The organism is Neobacillus niacini, assembly GCF_036961885.1.
GTDB classification, from domain to species: Bacteria; Bacillota; Bacilli; order Bacillales; family Cytobacillaceae; genus Neobacillus; species Neobacillus niacini_H.
The window spans coordinates 1-20,417 of sequence record NZ_JBALNQ010000075.1 but is presented as its reverse complement, the minus strand read 5'-3'; the positions used below and the strand labels follow the sequence as shown (position 1 = coordinate 20,417).

Genomic DNA, 20,417 nt, shown 5'->3' with positions numbered 1-20,417 from the left:
TATTTTTTTAACGACAAATATACCATAGGGGGTAAAATGGATGACTGTAAATGTCATGACTTCAAAAGAAGTAACGAAAAAAGTTATTAATAAAGAAGAATTATTTATCCTAGATGTTCGAAATGAGAGTGACTTTCAGGATTGGAAAATTGAAGGAGAAAAATTCGATTATTTTAACATCCCTTATTTTGAATTGTTAGATGGTGTTGAAGGGATTATGGATAAGATTCCTTCTGATAAAGAAGTTTTGGTAGTGTGTGCGAAGGAAGGTTCATCTATTATGATTGCAGAAATGCTTTCAGATGAAAGCCTAACGGTTTCTTACCTAAAGGGTGGGATGAAAGCTTGGAGTGAGCATTTAGAACCCGTAAAAGCCGGGGATTTAAAGAATGGCGGCGAAATTTATCAGTTTGTACGGATTGGTAAAGGCTGTTTATCTTACATGGTCGTATCGAACGGCGAGGCAGCTATTATTGATGCCACTCGTATGACTGATATTTATCTTGAATTTGCTGACAGTATTGATGCAAAAATCACCCATGTTTTTGACACACACTTACATGCGGACCACATTTCCGGTGGAAGAAACATTGCAGAAAAAACAGGAGCAACGTACTGGCTTCCTCCAAAGGACGCAACTGAAGTAACCTTTGCCTACCAACCATTAGAGAATGGGAATCTCGTAGAAATCGGAAATGTAAAGATTAACATCCATGCGTTATATTCTCCAGGCCATACGATTGGATCTACTTCATTTATTGTGGATGAAAAGTTCTTGCTTTCAGGTGATATCTTGTTCATTGACTCAATTGGAAGACCAGATTTAGCTGGCTTAGCTCAGGATTGGGTAGGGGATTTAAGAGAAAGCCTATATAAACGCTATAGAGAACTGTCTGAAGACTTAGTTGTTCTTCCTGCTCACTTTATGATTATTGAAGAATTAAATGAAGATGGCAGTGTATCGGAAAAATTAGGAACATTATATGCTAAAAACCATGGCTTGAATATTGAAGACGAATATCAGTTCAGAAAATTGTTAACGGAAAACTTACCACCACAACCAAATGCTTATCAAGAAATCCGTGAAACGAATATGGGAAAAATCAATCCGAATGAAGAAAAACAACGCGAAATGGAAATCGGACCAAATCGTTGTGCAGTTCGATAGGTAAATAAAAACTAGGAGGTAATAAAAATGGAAGCAAATAAAATTTTAGACACAAAAGGGCTGGCGTGTCCAATGCCAATTGTTAAAACAAAAAAGGCAATGAATGAATTAGAAAGCGGTCAAGTTTTAGAAATACACGCTACAGATAAAGGAGCAAAAAATGACCTTGCAGCATGGGCAAAATCAGGCGGTCACGAGTTATTGAAACACGAAATTGAGGAAGATATTTTGAAGTTTTGGATTAAAAAAGGTTAAAAAAAAGGGAACCAGGTTAGGTTCCCTTTTCTTAAAGGGGAGGCAATGCAATGGAATTTGGATTTATTATTATAATTTTCCTAATTGGTTTTATTGGATCATATATTTCAGGGATGTTAGGAATAGGCGGTTCAATTATCAAATATCCGATGCTTCTATATATTCCACCTTTATTTGGTTTAGCAGCATTTAGTGCCCATGAAGTAGCAGGAATAAGCGCTGTTCAAGTGTTTTTTGCGACAATTGGTGGTGTTTGGGCTTACCGTAAAGGTGGCTACTTAAATAAAACCCTAATTGGCTATATGGGTGTCAGCATTTTAATTGGTAGTTTTGTTGGCGGTTATGGTTCAAGGGTAATGACAGAGAGTGGTATCAATTTAGTTTATGGGATATTAGCATTAGTAGCAGCTATAATGATGTTTGTTCCGAAAAAAGGAATTGATGATATCCCTCTCGATCAAGTGGAGTTTAATAAATGGCTTGCAGCATCTCTAGCGTTCATTGTTGGAATTGGTTCTGGCATTGTTGGTGCAGCGGGGGCATTTTTATTGGTTCCAATCATGCTAGTCGTATTAAAAATACCTACACGTATGACGATTGCTTCTTCATTGGCTATTACGTTTTTATCATCAATCGGTGCCACTGTAGGAAAGATTACTACGGGACAAGTAGAATTCTTACCTTCAGTAATAATGATTGTTGCCAGCCTCATTGCCTCACCATTAGGTGCAATGGCTGGGAAAAAGATGAACACAAAAATTTTACAAATAGTATTAGCGCTATTAATTTTAGCAACAGCAATTAAAATTTGGATGGATATACTATAAATTAAAATGAGCAGTAGATAAAAATAATATTTGGAGGGAATACACAATGGTTAAAATTACACATGCTGCAATAGCTGCTATAACGAAAGAAATACAAGACCTTATTAATGAAGGTAATAAGCCGCTTATTCGTTTATCAATGGGCATTGGCTGAGGCGGCCCTCAGTTGCGTCTGGCTCTGGAAGAGTCGGCTTTAGAAAGTGATGAAATCACAGAAGAAAGTGGAATAAGTTTTTTGGTAAACGAAAGAGATAAGGTTTATTTCAATAATGTAAAGATTGATTATACCAAGTCCTTATTCGGTGGCGGACAATTTATCATTCTTAAGGTATAAATCCGAATGAACTAGAAGAAAGAACCCATCAATTAACTCGCTGGGTTCTTTTTTTTTATGTCCTCAAGACTAAAGAACAAACTTTAATAGAGAAAATCGCCCAAATAAATGGATGTTTAATTTTGTCATAAAAACTTCATGCTTCTATCCTAGAAACTATTTATTTAACCTTTATACTATAGGGGGTATTAAAAATATTTATGGAGGTGTTCAAACAGTGAAGCGTATTTTAGCAATATTTAGTCTTTTTACACTTCTTTTGGGAACTATGCAAGTCTATGCAGAAGAGCAAGTATCGGAAAAAAATTATGATTATACAAATCAGAAATTTATGGCTACGGTTGAAATGCTTTATATGGAAGGGCATAGCAATGATGACTTGTCTAACTGCAATGTGAAACAGTTGTACTATGAAGAAGTAGCTGAAATGTTTTTTACAAAAGGAATGTCCAAAAAGGAAATTCTTAATTATTATGAAAAGGAACAGGGAGTACAAGCATTAAATGCTCCACCAGTTAAAGGGTTCAATCTAAGTCTCTGGCTAACACCATTCCTATTAATAGCATTAGTCTTAATTATTTTATATTTTTTAATTAAGAAGTGGAAAGCGAATCAAACAGTCACTGTATATGAGGAGGGTGTCATCTCTTCAGAATTAGAAGATGTTTATGAATCGATAATTGATGAAGAAAGAAAGAAATTTATATAAAAAAACATTGCAAATCTAAACAGGTCATCATCTTCCTAAATATCAAATAATTGTTAGGATTTTTTCTGTTATAGGGTCAGTCTCCATAGGGGGCTGACCCTTTCTACGTCTCCAGACCTATTTGAAAATCAAGCTCAGGCTCAATTATATAAAGCTTAGGAAAAAGGTAAGATGAAATCAAGAAAGACAAAGGAGGAACACAAAATGAAAAAATTTGGTTTAGTTTTAGCAGGAGGAATTGCAGCCATCATCTTACTTTCTTCAATCGGTCCGATGGTCGGGTTATTGGTAAGTCTGGGGCTTCTATATTTCATCTATAAACAGTTCTTAAAAGCAGAATCAACAGGAGGGAAAATTGTGCTGGGGATTATCGGGGTTATTTTTCTAATGGCTTCTATCTCTAATGCACCTGCCATCATTGGCGTCGTTGCAGCATACATTCTGTACCTTGTTTATAAAAACTGGAATGCCCGTAAACACACTGTAATTAAAGAAGATGCTGATCCGTTTGTAAATTTTGAAAAGCAATGGAACGAATTGAAAAATTATTAATCAAAGGAGAGAAAATAAAATGACAAACTTGTTTACGAGAATTAAAAATATTATTACAGCTGACTTAAACGAGGCACTTGATAAAAAAGAAATCCAAAACCCGATTGTATTGCTTAATCAATACCTTCGCCAATGCGAACAGGAAACTGATAAAGTTGGAAAGTTCCTAGAGCGTCAGACTGCACTTAAGGATGAATTTACAAAAGAATTGCAAGCGGCGGAGGAGCTTGCTTCAAAAAGGAAGTACCAGGCGGAAATTGCATTAAATGCAGGAGAAACGGAATTGTATCAGTTTGCTGCAGATGAGCAGCAATTATATTCAACCCGGGCAGATAGATTACGAGCATCGCTTGAACAAGTTAATGGGCAGCTTTCCGAACTAGAAAAAAAGCATGTTGAAATGAAGAATAAATTAAAAGATATGCAGCTTCGCAGAATGGAGCTTATGGGTCGTGAAAATGTTACAAGAGCGAACCATAAAATGAATCAAGTTCTTGAATATAAACCAATCTCACGTTTTGAAGAAATTGAAAACTATATCGACCGTCTCGAAAATCAAGTCAATAGATCATACAATCAAACGTCTATTGAATCACGAATCGAACAATTAGAAAAAGATATGAAAATTTCTAACTAGAACAAAAAACAACGCATGGATATCTAATTCATGCGTTGTTTTTATATTACTTTTGTTTAGTAATCCAATTTATGAAATTATCCATCACCGTATCGATGAATTGAACGGTAGGTTCATGAATCAGCTTTCCGGATTCATCGAGCTTTTCATGGACTGCCCCTATAAAAACTTCATTACCTGGTAGAGTTAGTGCAGCTATTCCGGGTGAATTTAAAATCTGACGCAGGTGCATTTGGGCACGCGCCGTTCCTAATACCCCGGGAGTACCACCAACGATCATAACCGGTTTGTTCACCATTACTTTATCAACACGGGAGAACCAATCAATCGCATTTTTTAAAAAGGCAGGTACTGAGTGGTTGAATTCAGGTGTAACAAATAGAACACCATCACTATCGGCAACTTTTTTCTTAATTTCAGTTACGATAGCTGGGGGAGTTAATTCATCATCTTGGTTATACATTGGAAGCTTTTCAATTGGCAGAATTTCAATATCCGCTGTACCTTGATAACGTGTCTGCATATAAACTGCCAACTTTTTATTATAGGATTCCTTACGATTACTACCGACTAATGCTACTATTTTCATGAATATCATCTCCTTTTCTGTCAGTATTAATATTATCACTAACATGAACGTATTTCATTTTTTTAAATAACTTTTTTATCAAGTATAGAGAAGCTATTCGCTAGAGTATTAATATCCTATTATTTCTTAAACGTAAAGTAGTAGTAAAGTAGTAGTTAAGAATTAGTGAAGTATTAGAAAAAATGAAACCTTTTTCCTGCTTTATCGTATAATTAACATAATATTTTACATAAATGGAACAGGGGTGTTGATAATGGAAAATCAAACTGAGATTGTCACAAAAGGTAAAAATCCTTCATTAATAGGGATGTTCACGAGTCCAGGAGAGCAGTTTGAAAGGATTAAGCAGGTTCCGAAAATTTGGGTACCGTTATTAATTGTCAGTATTCTATATGTAGTTGGAATGACATTAATTGCAATGTCAATGGACGTCTCAACCTTAATTGGCGAGGAGATCCCAAAAGAGCAGGTAGAAATAGTATTAGGATTTGCCAAGGTAACAATGATAATAACCGGGATCATTACTCCAATTTTTGCTGTACTGATTAGCAGTGCAATCCAATTAATTATTACAAAGATTGCAAGTTCTCCGGCTACTTTTAAACAACTATTTTCGATGAATACTTATATTATGGTCATTGGTGCAGTGGGACTTACTTTAAATGCGGTGATAAGATATGCAATTGGCGGAAATCCAGAGATATCTGTTACGAGTTTAGCAGGTTTATTAAATCAAGAGAAAGCGGGAATATTAAGTTCTTTTGAAGTATTTTCAATTTGGGCAACGGTTGTAACCGCAATTGGGCTCCACAAAACAGCACAATTATCAAAGGGGCTTGCCTGGACGATTGCGATTGTATTCTTCCTGATTGGAATTGGATTTACCTTTATCGGTAGTCTATTTTAAGGAGCGCTGATTTTATAATGAAAAAGAAAACATGGCTTATCATAAGTGTTATTAGCCTGGTAATTATCATGATTTCAGTCAGTGTTTATCGGGAGGTTTTTGCAAAAGGTCCTTCCGTTGAAACCACTGAGCTGAAGGAAGAGGAAATCTCTTCCCTTCTTATGATTCCAGGGACAGTTAAACTGGAAGAGGAACAAATTATATATGTAACGCCAGAAAAAGGGGAGCTTAAAGACCTGCTTGTCGAAGAAGGACAAGAAATTAAGAGTGGAACAGTTGTCGCTACACTTCAAAATCCACAGCTCGAACTGGAAGTGGAGCAAAATAAGCTTGCTATTGAATCTGCTAATCTTAAAATAAATCAAATTGATAAACAACTAAAGCTATTAAAGGAGAAAGAAAAGACCTTATCAGATCAGATAGGGAAGGAAGAGGCAAAAAAACAGCTTGATCCAGAGTATGAGCAGCTGGATATGGAAAAGAAACTTGCTAATCTTGAGTTAAAGCAAACAACTTTACAAAAGAATACGATTGATAAACGTCAAAGTGAATTAGAAATTAAGAGCACTATTGATGGTATTGTATTGTCTGTTAAAAAGTCAGATTCATCTTCACTTGAAGCGAACATGGCTGAACCTATCATACATATCGGTAGACTGGATGCGATGGCAGCAACGGGATTACTGTCTGAATATGACACATTGAAAGTGAGCATTGGCCAGAAAGTGATTCTTCGCTCTGATGCAATACCCGAACAAGAGTGGCTGGGTGAAATTACAAAAATTTCTCTTCTCCCAGTACAAAATCAAACAGCTCTCCAAAGTGGAAGTCAAGCAGTGCAGTATCCAGTAACAATAAAGCTGACAGGTGATATAAAATCAATGAAGCCTGGTTTCCAAGTGGTCATGGAAATTGAAACAGATAAAAAACAAGCGAATGTACTCTCAATTGACGCCTTGCATGACGATGGAGACCAGCCATATGTTTATATCATTAAGGATGGCAAAGCGAGTAAGAAAAAAGTTAAAACGGGCATCACTTCAGGGACGAAAATTGAGATTTTAGAAGGAGTATCAAAAGCGGATACCATTATTATCAACGGGCCAGATTCAATCAAGGATGGCATGGAAGTGACTGTAAAATGATCGTGCTAGATACTATCACTAAAACTTATTTGCTTGGAAAAGAGAACGTTAATGTATTAAATAATATTAGCTTAACAATTGAACAGAGTGAATTCGTTGCTATCATGGGTCCATCAGGTTCTGGAAAGTCTACCTTGATGAATATGATAGGCTGCTTGGATAAACCCACTTCTGGGGATTACTTCCTAAGCGGAGAAAATGTTTCTCATTATAATGATAATGAGCTCGCGAGGGTTAGGAACCAATCCATTGGCTTTGTGTTTCAGCAATTTCATTTATTACCGCGTTTGTCGGCAGTAAAAAATGTTGAGCTCCCGATGATTTATGCAGGTGTATCCAAAGCGGAACGCCAATCTAGAGCAGAGGAAGCATTAAAGAAAGTGGGTTTATCAGATCGAATGGATCATTTGCCTAATGCTTTATCCGGTGGACAGAAGCAGCGTGTTGCAATTGCAAGAGCCATTGTGAATAAGCCAAAGATTATTTTAGCTGATGAACCAACGGGAGCACTTGATTCAAAGACCAGCATTTCTATTATGGAGCAATTCAGGGAACTGAATGAGGAAGAAGGCGTTACAGTCATTGTTGTTACCCATGAATCGGAAGTGGCAGAGTATGCCAATCGTACCATATTTGTTCGAGATGGCATGATACAGCTCCCTTCCTCTTCAACGAGGGGGGCGTCTGAATGAGTTTTATGGAAAACCTTATGATGGCGTTAAGTTCCCTTAAAGCACATAAAATGAGAAGTATATTAACGATGCTGGGGATTATTATTGGTGTTGGAGCGGTTATTATTGTAGTGGCGATCGGGCAGGGTGGTGAAGCGATGCTCAAAACACAAATTACTGGTCCTGGTAATACAGTTGAACTTTTTTATCAGCCTTCAGATGAAGAAATCCGTTCTAACCCAAACATATTTCAGCAGGCTCCGTTTAAACAGGAGGATATCCGTGCTCTTGAGCAGATAAAAGAGATTAAAAGCATCGTAGCTTCTAGTACCCAATTTTCTACAGCACGTTTACAACAGGATACCGTCGATGTGTCTGCTACAGGGATTAATCAAGCTTATGTCAAATTGAATGAAATGAAGGTAGAAAAGGGGAGAAGTTTTTCTACATCAGATTTTTTAGGCGGCCGTCGTGTTGGGTTAGTCAGTCATGTAATCCAAGAAGAATTATTTAAAGGGAAAAATCCTATTGGAAAAGTAATTAATGTGGCAAATCAACCGATAGAAATCATCGGTGTTCTAGAAAAACCCACAGGTCTACTTTCGTTCAGCTCTATGGAAGTTTACCTTCCATTTCAAACATGGCGGACGATTTATGGAAGCAGTGACTATACACAGGTAACCCTACAAGCAGAGAACTCTGATCAGTTGCAGACGGCGGGGAAAAAGGCTGCGAAACTACTAAACAATATGCATAATACGGAAGATTCCTATCAGGTGTTAAATATGGAGGAAATTGCAGCTGGGATTGGTCAGATTACAAGAATTATGACCCTGATTATCGGTAGTATTGCAGGTATCTCCTTATTTGTTGGCGGCATCGGTGTTATGAATATTATGCTAGTTTCAGTGACAGAACGAACAAGAGAAATAGGAATCCGTATGGCGCTTGGTGCTACAAGAGCACAAGTGTTAACTCAATTCTTAATTGAGTCGATAACGCTTACCTTAATTGGTGGAATTCTTGGCATTTTTCTTGGCTGGGGAACAGCAAGCATTGTAAGTTTCTTTGCTGGCTGGCCATCTTTAGTTTCGTGGCAGGTAGTATTAGGTGGAGTCGTCTTTTCCATGATTATTGGGGTAGTATTTGGTCTTCTCCCAGCAAACAAGGCATCCAAATTAGATCCTATCGAATCATTGAGATATGAATGAATTGTTAGAGATGAAAAATTATTTTTATCTCTCTTTTTTAACTATTATTATTTGAATATTCTGTTATGTTGATTTATACTAACACTGTTGAGTCTAGTTAAATAATGGTAATAAGGGAGACGAGCTGAGTATGGAAAACGTGAGTGTAGAGAGTAAAGGCTATTTTGGTGAGTTTGGCGGAAGTTTTGTTCCTCCGGAGCTTCAGCAAGTACTAGATGAGATGGAATCGCAATTTTTAAAGTATAAAGAGGATCCAGATTTTATTGAGGAATTTAACTATTATCTAAAGGAATATGTGGGACGAGAAAATCCGTTAACATTTGCCGAAAATTTAACAGAGCAAATAGGCGGCGCGAAAATTTATTTAAAACGAGAAGATTTAAACCATACAGGTGCCCACAAAATAAATAATGCAATCGGTCAAATATTATTAGCAAAACGAATGGGCGCGAAACGAATAATTGCTGAAACAGGAGCAGGACAACACGGTGTCGCAACGGCAACAGCTTGTGCCATGTTTGGAATGGAATGCATTATCTATATGGGGAAGCTTGACACAGAGCGTCAGGCACTAAACGTTTTTAGAATGGAATTATTAGGGGCAAAGGTTGTTCCAGTCGAGAAAGGCCAGGGCCGTTTAAAGGATGCGGTTGATGAAGCACTAGCAGACTTAGTGCAAAACTATCAAAATACCTTCTATCTACTAGGGTCGGCAGTTGGTCCACATCCATATCCATCTATGGTTAAACATTTTCAAGCCATTATCAGTGAAGAATCAAAGCGTCAAATCATTGAAAAAGAAGGAAGGCTGCCAACTGCAGTAATTGCCTGTGCAGGCGGAGGAAGTAACGCAATTGGCGCATTTGCCCATTATATTGACGAAAAATATGTACGTTTAATTGGCGTGGAGCCTGAAGAAGCAGCCACCTTAACAAAAGGAACACCAGCCGTTATCCATGGTTTTAAATGCTTAACATTATTAGATGAAAATGGTAATCCACAGCCAACCTATTCCATTGCAGCCGGTTTGGATTATCCTGGTGTTGGCCCAGAACATAGTTATTTGAAAACAAGTGGAAGAGCTGAATATGTAACCGTTACAGGCCAGGAGGCATTAGAGGCATTTTTACTGCTTAGTAAAACAGAGGGGATTATCCCCGCGTTAGAGAGTTCCCATGCTGTTGCTTATGTTATAAAACTAGCAAAAGAATTACCACAGGATGATGTTCTGATCGTAAACCTATCGGGTCGCGGTGATAAGGATGTAGAGCAAGTTTTTAAGATGTTGAAAAAATAAGCAAGTTGAAAGGGACGTATCGGCCATCGATGCGTCTTTTTGATTATTAATCGAACATTTTCAGAACAAACTTGTAAATTTTAGAGAAAAGTGAGAACCTTGGGATATTAAATACTCCAACAAGGAGTGATACAGATGATCAAGAAAAAAATTCGCCATATCCAGCGTTATCGTGACATCGTCTATGCATTTACCAAGTACGGATTTGGTTTTATGATGAAGGAATTAGGGCTTTTAGATCTTTTATCAATACCAAAGCGAGTATTTGTTGAGGGCAACAAATCACTCAATAGTAAATCAACAGGTGAAAGAATAAGAATGTTCCTCGAGGAACTTGGACCTACTTTTATAAAAATCGGTCAAATAGCCAGTACAAGACCCGATATTATTCCTGCTGATGTCCTTCAAGAGCTGGTCAAGCTTCAGGACCGTGTTTCTCTTTTTTCATTTAATGAAGTTAGGAGAATAATAGAGGAGGAATTGGCTGATTCACTCGAAAATTCATTTGCTGAATTTTGTGAAACACCGTTAGCAGCTGCTTCAATTGGACAAGTTCACTATGCAGTTTTACTTACTGGAGAGCGTGTTGCAGTTAAGATTCAACGCCCAAATATTATCAGGTCGATTGAAACCGATTTAGAAATTCTGCAGGATCTTGCCAGGCTGGCAGAGAGTAGAATTGATTGGGTAGCAAGGTACCAAATTCGGACGATTGTCGAAGAACTATCCAGATCACTGCGTGAAGAACTAGATTATGAGAATGAAGGCAGAAATGCTGAAAAGATAGCCAAACAATTCGTTAATGATCCAAAGATCCATATTCCTAAGGTATATTGGGAATTCACAACCAAAAAGGTATTAACGATGGAATATATTGATGGAATTAAATTAAATGAAATAGAAAAGCTAAATCAAGAAGGATATGACACAAAAGTTTTAGGTGAAAAAGTTGTCTATGCTATCTTTCATCAAATTCTAATAGATGGATTTTTCCATGGTGATCCCCATCCTGGGAATATCGTTGCATTGCCTGGACAGGTTATCGCCTTTATGGATTTTGGGATGGTGGGAAGGATTACGCCTGAAATGAGGTCCCATATAGCTTCTTTCGTCATTGCGTTAATGCGTAAAAACACTTCAGAAGTGGTTAAAGCAATCACAAGTATGGGGCTTGTACCTGATGATGTAAATGTAAAACAGCTGCATTTAGATATCGATAAGCTACGTGAAAAGTACCTTGATGTACCTTTTAGTCAGATGAGTATAGGAACCGCTGTTAATGAGCTTTTTTCTGTTGCCTATCGACATAAGATTACGATCCCAACAGATTTAACGATATTAGGAAAAACACTGCTGACATTGGAGGGGACGGTAGAAAAGTTAAATCATGAAATTAGTATATTAGCTGTGGCTGAACCATTTGGGCGCCAATTGCTTATTGAGCGCTTTAAACCAAAAAATGTGGCAGAGTTTGCATGGTCAAACTTTACAGAATATGGGGACATCCTTCAGGAGTTCCCAAAGACAATTAAAGATTTTACATCTGTTATGAAAAAAGGAAAAATGCAGATTGAAATATCTACACCTGAACTGGAACCTGTTTTAAAAAGACTGAATCGGATCAGTAACAGGCTGTCTTTCAGTATTGTACTGCTGTCTTTTAGCATTATTTTGGTAGGAATCATCATTGGAGCCTCTTTATCAGGACAAACCTCCACACTTCTAACAAAATTACCAGTAATAGAAATTGGTTTTGGGATTTCAACCATGCTGTTCCTTTTGCTCATATATTCTATAATAAAATCCGGGAGATTTTGAAAACAAATGTAAAAGAACCGTAAAATAGAAAATCTATGCCTGACCATATGGTTGGGCATTTTTTAGTTAAAGAAGAATATATTAAACTATATTATTCACTATCAGATAGTGAGCCAAGGGAGCGGAATATGTATAAGGAGAGAGTCAACCATTATCACAGCACAAGCCGTTCTAAATATATATCAATTGGAAAAAGGTTATTATACATCTTCTTTGGCGCTTCACTTGCTGCGATATCCTTACAGTTATTCATGGTAAAGAATCATGTGATTGACGGTGGTATCGTTGGAGTAAGTATCATTCTCTCTCAAATCTTCAATATTGAGATTGGTTTGTTTCTATTATTACTAAATACTCCTTTCTTATTTTTAGGGTATTCTTATCTTGGCAAAAGATTTATTACTCTAAGCCTTTTTGCCGTTTTAATCTTATCATTTGGCAGCCATCTTCTAGAACCATATCATGCCTTGACCGATAACCCTTTGTTAGTAATTATTTTTGGGGGTGTATTTTTAGGATTAGGTATAGGGATTGTGATTCGTTATGGAGGGTCTTTAGATGGTACAGAGATATTGGCAATATTGTTTAGTAAACGATCTTTCTTTACAATTGGAGAAATTGTTTTGTTTATAAATTTCTTTATTTTTGGCTGCTCCATTTTTATATTCGGCGTGAAAGAGGCTATCTTTTCACTAGCTACTTTTTTTATTGCCTACAAAACAATTGATTTAACAATAAACAAATAATTTTTAGTATACAGAACAAGGGAAGGAGTGACCCTTCCCTTAACTGGCATTTTTATGTTTGTTTAAAAAATTCCGCAACACGTTATTAAAGGCTTCTTTTGCTTCAAGTTTAGCAACATGTCCAGTATTTCTAAAAATAACAAATTCAGAATGCTTAATCTGATTATGCATTAATAATTGTATCCAAACAGGTGTAACGGTATCATATTGACCGCCAATAATTAATGTCGGGACTTTTATCTTGGGAAGCAAGCATAGATTATTGACCTCAAGGCATGCTTGCATGGATGGAAGATAATAGTCACGATTTGGCTGATAAAATTTAAAGAACTTCTCAAAATTATCTTCAGTCCATGAGTAGAGGCAAACTCTTGCTGCATTATTTTTTTGTTTCTCGAGGGAAAAGGATTCTAAGCGAGATTTTCGTAATGTTAAAAATAACTCTCCGAAACATCTAGGTGCATAATGAAGGGTACTAACGAGTATAAGAGACCGGCAGATTTCTGGTGCTTGGCGATATATTTCTTGTGCAACCATCCCGCCCATGGATAACCCGCATATGTGTGCGTTCTGTATTTCGAGACCCTTTAACAAGCTAATAACATCACGTGCAAAATTCGCAATCGAAATTTCGCCAGTGATCAGATACTCTCCATGTCCCCGTAAATCTGGAATAATCAGGTCATATTGATTGGCAAAATCAAACTGGTTGGACCATCCCTCTTTAATTTCACCAAGTCCATGAATAAAAACCAAAGGTTCGCCAGCACCCATACGTAAATAGGGGATTCCCGAAAAAAACGCACCCAAATAAACTACCTCCTATGGTTGTTATAATCACCTTTTTGCCATAAAACGGATCGTGCAAACAGGTAAAATGGTGTAATTAACACATTATATAAATATTTTTTGTTTATTATTACCAATAGGTGTATTTTACATATAATCAAACAAGAAAAGGACAATCGTAGCTTCAGGAGCTGGTTTATAACAGAGTTTACCAAATTATTAACTTCTTGTGAACGAAAACCCATTATTAAACGTTATACAGAAGGATGAAAGTGTTGGGGGGAGAAATTTTGACAAATATAATTGAAGTTAAAAACGCAAGCAAACAGTTTAATAATCGCGAAATTTTAAAAGATGTATCCTTTACTATTAAAGAAGGAAGTATCAGTGGACTGCTAGGTCCAAACGGGGCAGGGAAAACAACAATTATTCGTTTATTAAACGGGGTAATAGATGCAACGAGTGGCCAGATGAAGGTAATGAATTTTGATCCTCAGCAACAGGGAGATGAAATAAGAAAAAGAGCAGGGATTGTTACGGAGAGCGCAAGCCTCTACCATGATATGAGTGCATGGGATAATCTGGTCTTTTTCTCTAAACTATATGGGGAATTTGATTCAAATAGAATCACTTATCTCTTGAAGCAATTCGATATGCTGCCATATAAGGATCAACTCGTTGGGAGTTTTTCGACGGGAATGAAAAAAAGGATCTCACTTGCAAAGGCTTTATTGCACAATCCTAGTCTTTTATTTCTAGATGAACCGACAAATGGATTAGATCCTGAAGGAATTAATGAAGTGATTCACTATTTAAAAAAGGTCAATCAAGAAGAAGGGGTAACCATTCTAATTTGTTCCCATGTTCTTCATCAGCTGGAGACTATTTGTGATTCTTATCTTTTCCTAACCGAAGGCAGAATTGTAGAAAAGGGGACAAAGAAGGAATTAGAAGATAAATATTTAAAGGAAATTAGGTTATTAGTAGAAACGGGTCTTAATCCTGCTAGTCAAAACTACATGGGATATCGATATAGTAGGCGAGGAACGAATCAATTGGAATTTATCCTAGTCTCTAAAAAAGAGATTACTCCTTTATTAACGAATATTCTTAGTGAAACCTGGGTTCACAGTTGTGAAATAACAAATAGAAGTCTAGAAGCTCTTTATTTTAATATTCGGGGAGGAAGAGGAGTTGAATAAAAGTACAGTTATAACTATTGCGCGCAAAGATATGAAAGCAACCTTTTCATCAAAAAAGGTGTGGGTTCCAATGATTATGGTCGCTTTGCTCTTATGTATTGTTGTTCCAGCTGGTATTGCCTATTTCGGAATTCATTTCGATTTTATAGGGACTTCTTCCAAAGATATCGAAAAAACTATAAATGCTTTTATCCAAGACTTTCCAAGTGTCGAAATGAGAAATACACTTGTTGCTTTGCCGACGCTTGGCTATAAATTTGTGTATTTTTTCTTAACCTTTATGATGATTCCTTTTTTCTTAATGGTAGCGATTATTAATTCAATGGTTACCTCTTCAAATAGTTTTGTAGGAGAAAAGGAAAGAAATACGTTAGAAACATTGTTGTTTGCTCCCATATCCATTACGGACTTGTTTCTAGGTAAAGTACTTGCATCGCTGATTCCAACCTTAGGGATCTCATTTGGGGCCTTTATTGTTAGTATTATTTTAGTAAATGTAATCACGTATCCGTATTTTGAATTTTTTCTATACTTTAATTCTACATGGATGATTTTAATGTTTTGGGTAATTCCATTATTAGTTTTGTTTAATATCATTTTAAATGTTTTTATCTCGGCCAAGGTAAAGACGTTTCAAGAAGCCCAGCAATTTGGGGGACTACTTGTGCTGCCAATCGTTGGAATCATCATTTCACAAGCAAGTGGTTTGTTCTTCTTAAGCCCGTTTATTCTCTTCCTAATAGGTACGGGTCTGCTAATAGCCAACCTATTCCTAATAAAACTAGTCACAAAATTTAACAACCGCAACACACTATTCCAAAGCCAAATACACTAAGGAAAAAAGACAGTGACCACCCGGAGGGGACACTGTCTTTTTGTGATAACTTTCCTATATTAATGAAAACGATAGCCCGAGCCCCATACGGTTTCTATGTATTCAGGGTTTGAGGGGTCTTGTTCAATTTTCTCTCTTATTTTGCGGATATGGACGGTTACGGTTGAGACGTCTCCAGTGCTGTCGTATCCCCATATTCTCTCGAATAGGTGGTCTTTACTGAAGACTTGTTCAGGGTTCATTGCCAAGAAGGTAAGTACATCAAATTCTTTTGTGGTTAAGGTAACTTCTTGATTATTTATAAAGACGCGTCTTGATGATCTATCGATAAATAAACCACGGATGTAAATTCCCTGGGATTCTGTATTTTGTTTCATTGATAATCTTTCATAACGGGAAATATGTGCTTTCACTCTAGCAACCATTTCATTTGGGCTGAAGGGCTTTACTAAATAGTCATCAGCACCAAGTCCAAGGCCTCTTATTTTATCAATTTCTTCTTTTTTTGCTGTTACCATAATGATTGGGATATCTTTAGTGCTTCGTATCTTCTTGCAAATTTCAAACCCATCAATGTTTGGAAGCATAACGTCAAGCAAAATTAAGTCGTAACTTTGTGTTAGTGCCTTCTGAAGTCCAATATCTCCCGAATGCGCCATTTCTGTTTGGAAGCCGTTGATTTCTAAATAATCCTGTTCTAACTCGGCAATACTCTTTTCATCTTCAATAATCAAAATCTTCTTCATGATGTGGCCTCCTCAGAAAAGGTATTGTGCGGAAGAATAATGGTAACGCATGTGCCAATCATTAGTGTACTTTCCAATTTTATTTCACCATTATGCTCTTCGATAATCATTTTAGCGATGGAAAGACCTAAACCACTGCCGCCCGTTAATTTATTTCTTGATTGCTCTGCACGATAAAATTGATTAAAGATGAAGGGGGTTGAATCATCCGGAATACCTGGTCCATTATCAGCAATCGATATTTCAACATTTTTATCGGTTGAATGAAGTGTAATTTTTAATTCCTTTTTATCTTTCTCCATATACTTCAAGCTATTGTTAATAATATTTGCAAGAACTCGTTTAAACTTTTCTCTATCTGCAAAGACCACGTAATTACCTAGAGTTGAAAATTGGAAATTTACATCTACATTTTGTTTTCTAAGGTCAAAGCTTAATTCCTCGAAATAATCGGTTAAATAGTCTTTAATATCTACCTTTTCAAATTCAAATGGCACTTTTCCTAAATCTAGCTTGGAGAACAAGAACAATTCATCAATCAAATGGTCCATATCCATTGCTTTTGTATAGATAGTTTGAACATATCTTGATCTCTTTTCGGGTGTATCTGCAACACCATCCCGGATTCCTTCTATATAGCCTTTAATGGAGGTGATTGGCGTTTTCAAATCATGAGAAATATGTGCAATTAATTCTTTCCTATTATCCTCATACTGTTTTTGAATCTTATAGGATTCTTTTAATTGTATTCGCATTTCTTCAAATGATTGTGTTAACTGTCCAATTTCATCATTCCTAATAGCGGTAATGGAATAATCGAGATTTCCATTTTTTATAAAATGGGCTGCTGTTTTTAATTGATTTATCGGTTTGATAATACTTTTGGATACAAAATAAGCTAATAGTCCATTTGTTGCAATTAATATCAATATGCATAATCCGAATAGAATAGGAAAAAAGGTTCTTACAAACTTATTCCAAGGGCTAGCGTCTCTCATTAAAAAGAGCGAAACCTTGCTTGCGTCTTTCAAGAAAAAATCGTGCTGCTTTATGGCAAACGTCTGCTCACCAACTTTTTCTAAGCTGCGGAAGCTTGTTTCTGTACCAAATTCCGGCAGCTTTTTTGTATTTAGCTTTTCAAGTTCTGGAGTTGAAAAGTATATCTCATCATTTTTTCTAATCATTAACCCTGAATCAAGTGCACCAAGGTCTTGGCTTAGGGATTGTAAATACTCTTGACTCATCAATTCATCAGGATTTACCACCGACTTTTCTTTTAGGGCCAGGAACAAGATGGTATCTTCTTGCTTTGTTTTGTGGTAATTATGACTCTCTGGTAAAAAGTTTGTCATTTCTCTAATGTCTCCGAGAAAAACAATTAATAAAAGAAATGAGGTAATCGAAAATAAAATGATTGGAACTACAATCATAGCAATATTTGATAATGTCAGCCGGAGTTTAATAGACAATGAAATAGCACCCTTTTTGTTTATGCTTCTTTTTTATTAAACATATAATAGCCTAGTGAAAAAAACAATCCGAAAGAAGAGCACAAATAGGTGACAGTTTGAAATACCCAACGAGTAGACACTTCTCCGATCCAATGCATATACCAATCCAAATAACTAGAGGGCAGTAAATATAAGGAATTTGGGAGTACAAAAGGAATAAACATCATTATTAAATATAAGACAATCATCGTAGAAATCGCCAGAACACTAGAATGGAATAAAAGTGCTATTAAGATAGCAAAAGCAGTGATCACAATGATGGGAAACCAGGAAATACTGAAAGCCCCAAGACTTATTGGAATGATACTAAAATGGAATGTTTTATCAAAGACAGCACTACTAATTATCACTGATAGCCAATCTAACAAAAGGACAAATAAGGCTAAAATACTGATTGCAATTAATTTTGAAAGAAAAAGCTCGATTCGACTGATAGGTCTAACTTGAAATAGAGCTCCTCGTTCGCTATCTCCTGTGAACAAATCTGTGGCGGCTATAAAAACAAATAAAGGTAGTAAAATCGTTACAAATAAATCTAACAATATAAAATTTATGTTTTCTGCCGGTAAAGCCATCCATTCAGTAATAAATAGATTGTTTACAAGAAGTTTAGTTAGCAATGGAATAAGAACAGCAAAAAATAGAAATAGCTTGGTTACCTTTTTCGCTAGCAGCTTTTCTATTTCATTGAGACTGTTAGCCTTGATTGTTTTCAACATACTAATCCCTCAACCTTCTTGATGTAAACATCTTCCAATGGCTCACTACCGGTTTCATATAATGATGCCTGACCATGTATGAGAAAACAAAAACGATTACATACTTTTTCTAGTTCTGAGATATGGTGACTGGAAATTACAAAGGTTACACCGGATATGCTTGATATCTCCTTGATTGTTTTTCTTAATAACAACAAACCATCTATATCTAAACCGTTAGTGGGTTCATCTAATATGATTAACCGAGGTTTGGATATAAGTGCTGATGCGATACCAAAACGCTGCTTCATACCCATAGAAAAGGAGGATATTTTCTCATTCTGATAGGGGGTTAATCCAGTTTGAAGCAATACATGTTCAATATCTTTTTCTGAAACACTAGAATACAACCGGGAAATCATTTTTAAATTTTTATAGGGTGACATGTTTTCATATGCAACAGCAGGTCCAATTAACGCGCCTACAGGACGAATCGCTTCTTTATAATTACCTAGAAGGTCAACCCCAAATAACTCCACCTTACCCCTATCTGGGGAAGTTAAACCGGTCATACATTTTAATAATGTTGTTTTACCGGCACCATTCGGACCAAGTATGCCGATAATTTCCCCTTCATTAATGGTTAAATTAATATCATGTATTCCTCGGCCATTTGAGTATTGTTTTGTCATTCCGGTAATAACCACTGCTTTTTCCAAAAATGTCACCCTCTATCCATTACTTCTTATTTTTTGTTATGCTTAAATTCGATTACTTTATCTACAGGAATTTCAACAGGGGTTACCGTTGTTTGGTTGTAATTAGAAACGTTCAATTCAATATTTAAAACGATTTCATGGCTTGTACCTTGTTTATCTTTTCCCGTTACTACTGCATTGACAGTTTGTTGTTCAATATAATTGTCCTTGTTCACCTGTGCCGTTAGTTTGATTTGCTTAACCGTTATGTCATGATCCAATTCAGGTGCTTTTACCTTAATGTGAAAGTCTGAGCTTTCAGTCTCAGCATTATCCTGAATCATTACAGCGTGTTTAATCATTAATGTACTTAAGGCATTAGCTGTTAAAGGAATTTCCTTACCTGTTAAATCAAGCTCAATTAACTGGCTGCCATTTTGATTATCTGCAACGGTAATTTGCTGCTGAAGATTTTTTGTCATAACATCAATTAGATTCTCTAAATCATCTTTTAATTCAGTAGTGTTACTGTGATGTGGAGTATTGGAAGTGTTCATTTTATAAACTGTGTCAATACCGTTCTTACTTATAAACCAATTTCCATCCTGCTTATACATGTTCATATTACTGACTTCAGTTTCATTCGCTAAACGTGTGGAGATCAAGCTAACTTGATTAACTGAATCCGATTTAAAAATGGACTCTGATGATAATATTGATTTTTTGTTGTCTTCAATTTTAACGTTAACATTCATCGTTGCACTCTCAGCTGTGTGCGTTTTCTTTAAGGCTTCCTTGTAAAGGTCATAGCCTGATGTATTAGCAGAAATCGAATAAACACTGCCTAACATAAGCGTCCCACTAATACCGATAGCTGCTAAAAGTTTATTATTCATGTTCTTTTTCCTCCATTCGTTTATTTACTACATGATTAGTCTAATGGGGAGTTATAAATACAATCTAAAATAACTATTAAAATTTTCTTAAATTAATGGATTTGTTAAAGGAGAATCTTGATTTAAAAACTAAGTTGATTTTTGCGGAAGGCGCGAGACTCCTGCAGGAGTACGGG

The 20,417-nt window shown here is 36.2% G+C and carries 23 protein-coding genes; 16 read left to right on the top strand and 7 right to left on the bottom strand.

What is annotated here, in order from left to right:
- Nucleotides 1–40: 40 nt before the first annotated feature.
- The 7 genes from V7124_RS24540 to V7124_RS24510 all read left to right on the top strand — a co-directional run bounded on the left by V7124_RS24540 (nt 41) and on the right by V7124_RS24510 (nt 4,482).
- Complete coding sequence (locus tag V7124_RS24540) at nt 41–1,168, top strand: MBL fold metallo-hydrolase (protein ID WP_335494281.1); 1,128 nt, start codon at nt 41–43, stop codon at nt 1,166–1,168.
- Between the two features lie 27 nt (nt 1,169–1,195).
- A complete protein-coding gene (locus tag V7124_RS24535) occupies nt 1,196–1,423 on the top strand; it encodes a sulfurtransferase TusA family protein (protein ID WP_335494279.1) in 228 nt (75 codons plus the stop codon).
- Nucleotides 1,424–1,473: 50 nt separating this feature from the next.
- On the top strand, nt 1,474–2,250 hold the full coding sequence (locus V7124_RS24530) for a sulfite exporter TauE/SafE family protein (RefSeq protein WP_335410561.1): 777 nt from the start codon (nt 1,474–1,476) through the stop codon (nt 2,248–2,250).
- Between the two features lie 166 nt (nt 2,251–2,416).
- Nucleotides 2,417–2,584, top strand: a complete 168-nt coding sequence (locus V7124_RS24525; protein ID WP_335494277.1) for a hypothetical protein — start codon at nt 2,417–2,419, stop codon at nt 2,582–2,584.
- A gap of 217 nt (nt 2,585–2,801) precedes the next feature.
- Nucleotides 2,802–3,293, top strand: a complete 492-nt coding sequence (locus tag V7124_RS24520; protein WP_335494275.1) for a cytochrome c-type biogenesis protein CcmH — start codon at nt 2,802–2,804, stop codon at nt 3,291–3,293.
- Between the two features lie 204 nt (nt 3,294–3,497).
- Nucleotides 3,498–3,845 (top strand): flagellar basal body rod protein, encoded by a 348-nt coding sequence (locus tag V7124_RS24515; RefSeq protein ID WP_335494273.1) that lies wholly within the window; start codon nt 3,498–3,500, stop codon nt 3,843–3,845.
- Between the two features lie 19 nt (nt 3,846–3,864).
- Nucleotides 3,865–4,482: a PspA/IM30 family protein gene (locus V7124_RS24510; protein ID WP_335494271.1), complete on the top strand. Its 618-nt coding sequence runs from the start codon at nt 3,865–3,867 to the stop codon at nt 4,480–4,482.
- 46 nt (nt 4,483–4,528) lie between these two features.
- Here the strand turns inward: V7124_RS24510 and V7124_RS24505 are convergent, their stop codons facing one another.
- Nucleotides 4,529–5,071 carry an NADPH-dependent FMN reductase gene (locus tag V7124_RS24505; protein WP_335494269.1) on the bottom strand — a complete coding sequence of 181 codons (543 nt, stop codon included), beginning with the start codon at nt 5,069–5,071 and terminating at the stop codon, nt 4,529–4,531.
- Nucleotides 5,072–5,324: 253 nt separating this feature from the next.
- On the opposite strand from V7124_RS24505, the gene V7124_RS24500 reads away from it, so the two are divergent.
- The 7 genes from V7124_RS24500 to V7124_RS24470 all read left to right on the top strand — a co-directional run bounded on the left by V7124_RS24500 (nt 5,325) and on the right by V7124_RS24470 (nt 12,866).
- Complete coding sequence (locus tag V7124_RS24500; RefSeq protein ID WP_335494267.1) at nt 5,325–5,978, top strand: Yip1 family protein; 654 nt, start codon at nt 5,325–5,327, stop codon at nt 5,976–5,978.
- 17 nt (nt 5,979–5,995) lie between these two features.
- Entirely contained in the window at nt 5,996–7,123 is a 1,128-nt protein-coding gene (locus V7124_RS24495; RefSeq protein WP_335494265.1) for an efflux RND transporter periplasmic adaptor subunit, read from the top strand.
- Entirely contained in the window at nt 7,120–7,815 is a 696-nt protein-coding gene (locus tag V7124_RS24490; RefSeq protein WP_335494263.1) for an ABC transporter ATP-binding protein, read from the top strand. Before V7124_RS24495 ends, V7124_RS24490 begins: the two co-directional genes overlap by 4 nt.
- Nucleotides 7,812–9,005 carry an ABC transporter permease gene (locus tag V7124_RS24485; protein WP_335410543.1) on the top strand — a complete coding sequence of 398 codons (1,194 nt, stop codon included), beginning with the start codon at nt 7,812–7,814 and terminating at the stop codon, nt 9,003–9,005. Before V7124_RS24490 ends, V7124_RS24485 begins: the two co-directional genes overlap by 4 nt.
- A 130-nt stretch (nt 9,006–9,135) precedes the next feature.
- Complete coding sequence (gene trpB, locus V7124_RS24480; protein WP_335494261.1) at nt 9,136–10,302, top strand: tryptophan synthase subunit beta; 1,167 nt, start codon at nt 9,136–9,138, stop codon at nt 10,300–10,302.
- Nucleotides 10,303–10,437: 135 nt separating this feature from the next.
- Nucleotides 10,438–12,120 (top strand): ABC1 kinase family protein, encoded by a 1,683-nt coding sequence (locus V7124_RS24475; protein ID WP_335494259.1) that lies wholly within the window; start codon nt 10,438–10,440, stop codon nt 12,118–12,120.
- A gap of 35 nt (nt 12,121–12,155) precedes the next feature.
- A complete protein-coding gene (locus V7124_RS24470) occupies nt 12,156–12,866 on the top strand; it encodes a YitT family protein (RefSeq protein ID WP_335494257.1) in 711 nt (236 codons plus the stop codon).
- 39 nt (nt 12,867–12,905) lie between these two features.
- Here the strand turns inward: V7124_RS24470 and V7124_RS24465 are convergent, their stop codons facing one another.
- Nucleotides 12,906–13,676 carry an alpha/beta fold hydrolase gene (locus tag V7124_RS24465; protein ID WP_335494255.1) on the bottom strand — a complete coding sequence of 257 codons (771 nt, stop codon included), beginning with the start codon at nt 13,674–13,676 and terminating at the stop codon, nt 12,906–12,908.
- Nucleotides 13,677–13,945: 269 nt separating this feature from the next.
- Here V7124_RS24465 and V7124_RS24460 point away from each other — a divergent pair, with 269 nt between their 5' ends.
- Both V7124_RS24460 and V7124_RS24455 read left to right on the top strand, forming a co-directional pair.
- Nucleotides 13,946–14,857, top strand: coding sequence for an ABC transporter ATP-binding protein (locus V7124_RS24460; protein ID WP_335494253.1), 912 nt, complete (start codon nt 13,946–13,948; stop codon nt 14,855–14,857).
- Entirely contained in the window at nt 14,850–15,692 is an 843-nt protein-coding gene (locus tag V7124_RS24455; protein ID WP_335494251.1) for an ABC transporter permease subunit, read from the top strand. The genes V7124_RS24460 and V7124_RS24455 overlap by 8 nt, the downstream gene beginning before the upstream one ends.
- A 59-nt stretch (nt 15,693–15,751) precedes the next feature.
- Here V7124_RS24455 and V7124_RS24450 read toward each other — a convergent pair whose 3' ends face one another.
- From V7124_RS24450 to V7124_RS24430, 5 genes are read right to left on the bottom strand one after another with little or no spacing between them, the layout of a single operon-like run.
- A complete protein-coding gene (locus V7124_RS24450; protein WP_335494249.1) occupies nt 15,752–16,438 on the bottom strand; it encodes a response regulator transcription factor in 687 nt (228 codons plus the stop codon).
- Nucleotides 16,435–17,907 (bottom strand): sensor histidine kinase, encoded by a 1,473-nt coding sequence (locus tag V7124_RS24445; RefSeq protein WP_335494247.1) that lies wholly within the window; start codon nt 17,905–17,907, stop codon nt 16,435–16,437. The genes V7124_RS24450 and V7124_RS24445 overlap by 4 nt, the downstream gene beginning before the upstream one ends.
- Before the next feature lie 20 nt (nt 17,908–17,927).
- On the bottom strand, nt 17,928–18,668 hold the full coding sequence (locus V7124_RS24440) for an ABC transporter permease (protein WP_335494244.1): 741 nt from the start codon (nt 18,666–18,668) through the stop codon (nt 17,928–17,930).
- A complete protein-coding gene (locus tag V7124_RS24435) occupies nt 18,662–19,366 on the bottom strand; it encodes an ABC transporter ATP-binding protein (protein WP_335410522.1) in 705 nt (234 codons plus the stop codon). Before V7124_RS24435 ends, V7124_RS24440 begins: the two co-directional genes overlap by 7 nt.
- A gap of 26 nt (nt 19,367–19,392) precedes the next feature.
- The gene (locus V7124_RS24430; RefSeq protein ID WP_335494242.1) at nt 19,393–20,241 is read right to left on the bottom strand and encodes a hypothetical protein; all 849 of its coding nucleotides are present in this window, start codon (nt 20,239–20,241) and stop codon (nt 19,393–19,395) included.
- Nucleotides 20,242–20,417 lie beyond the last annotated feature (176 nt).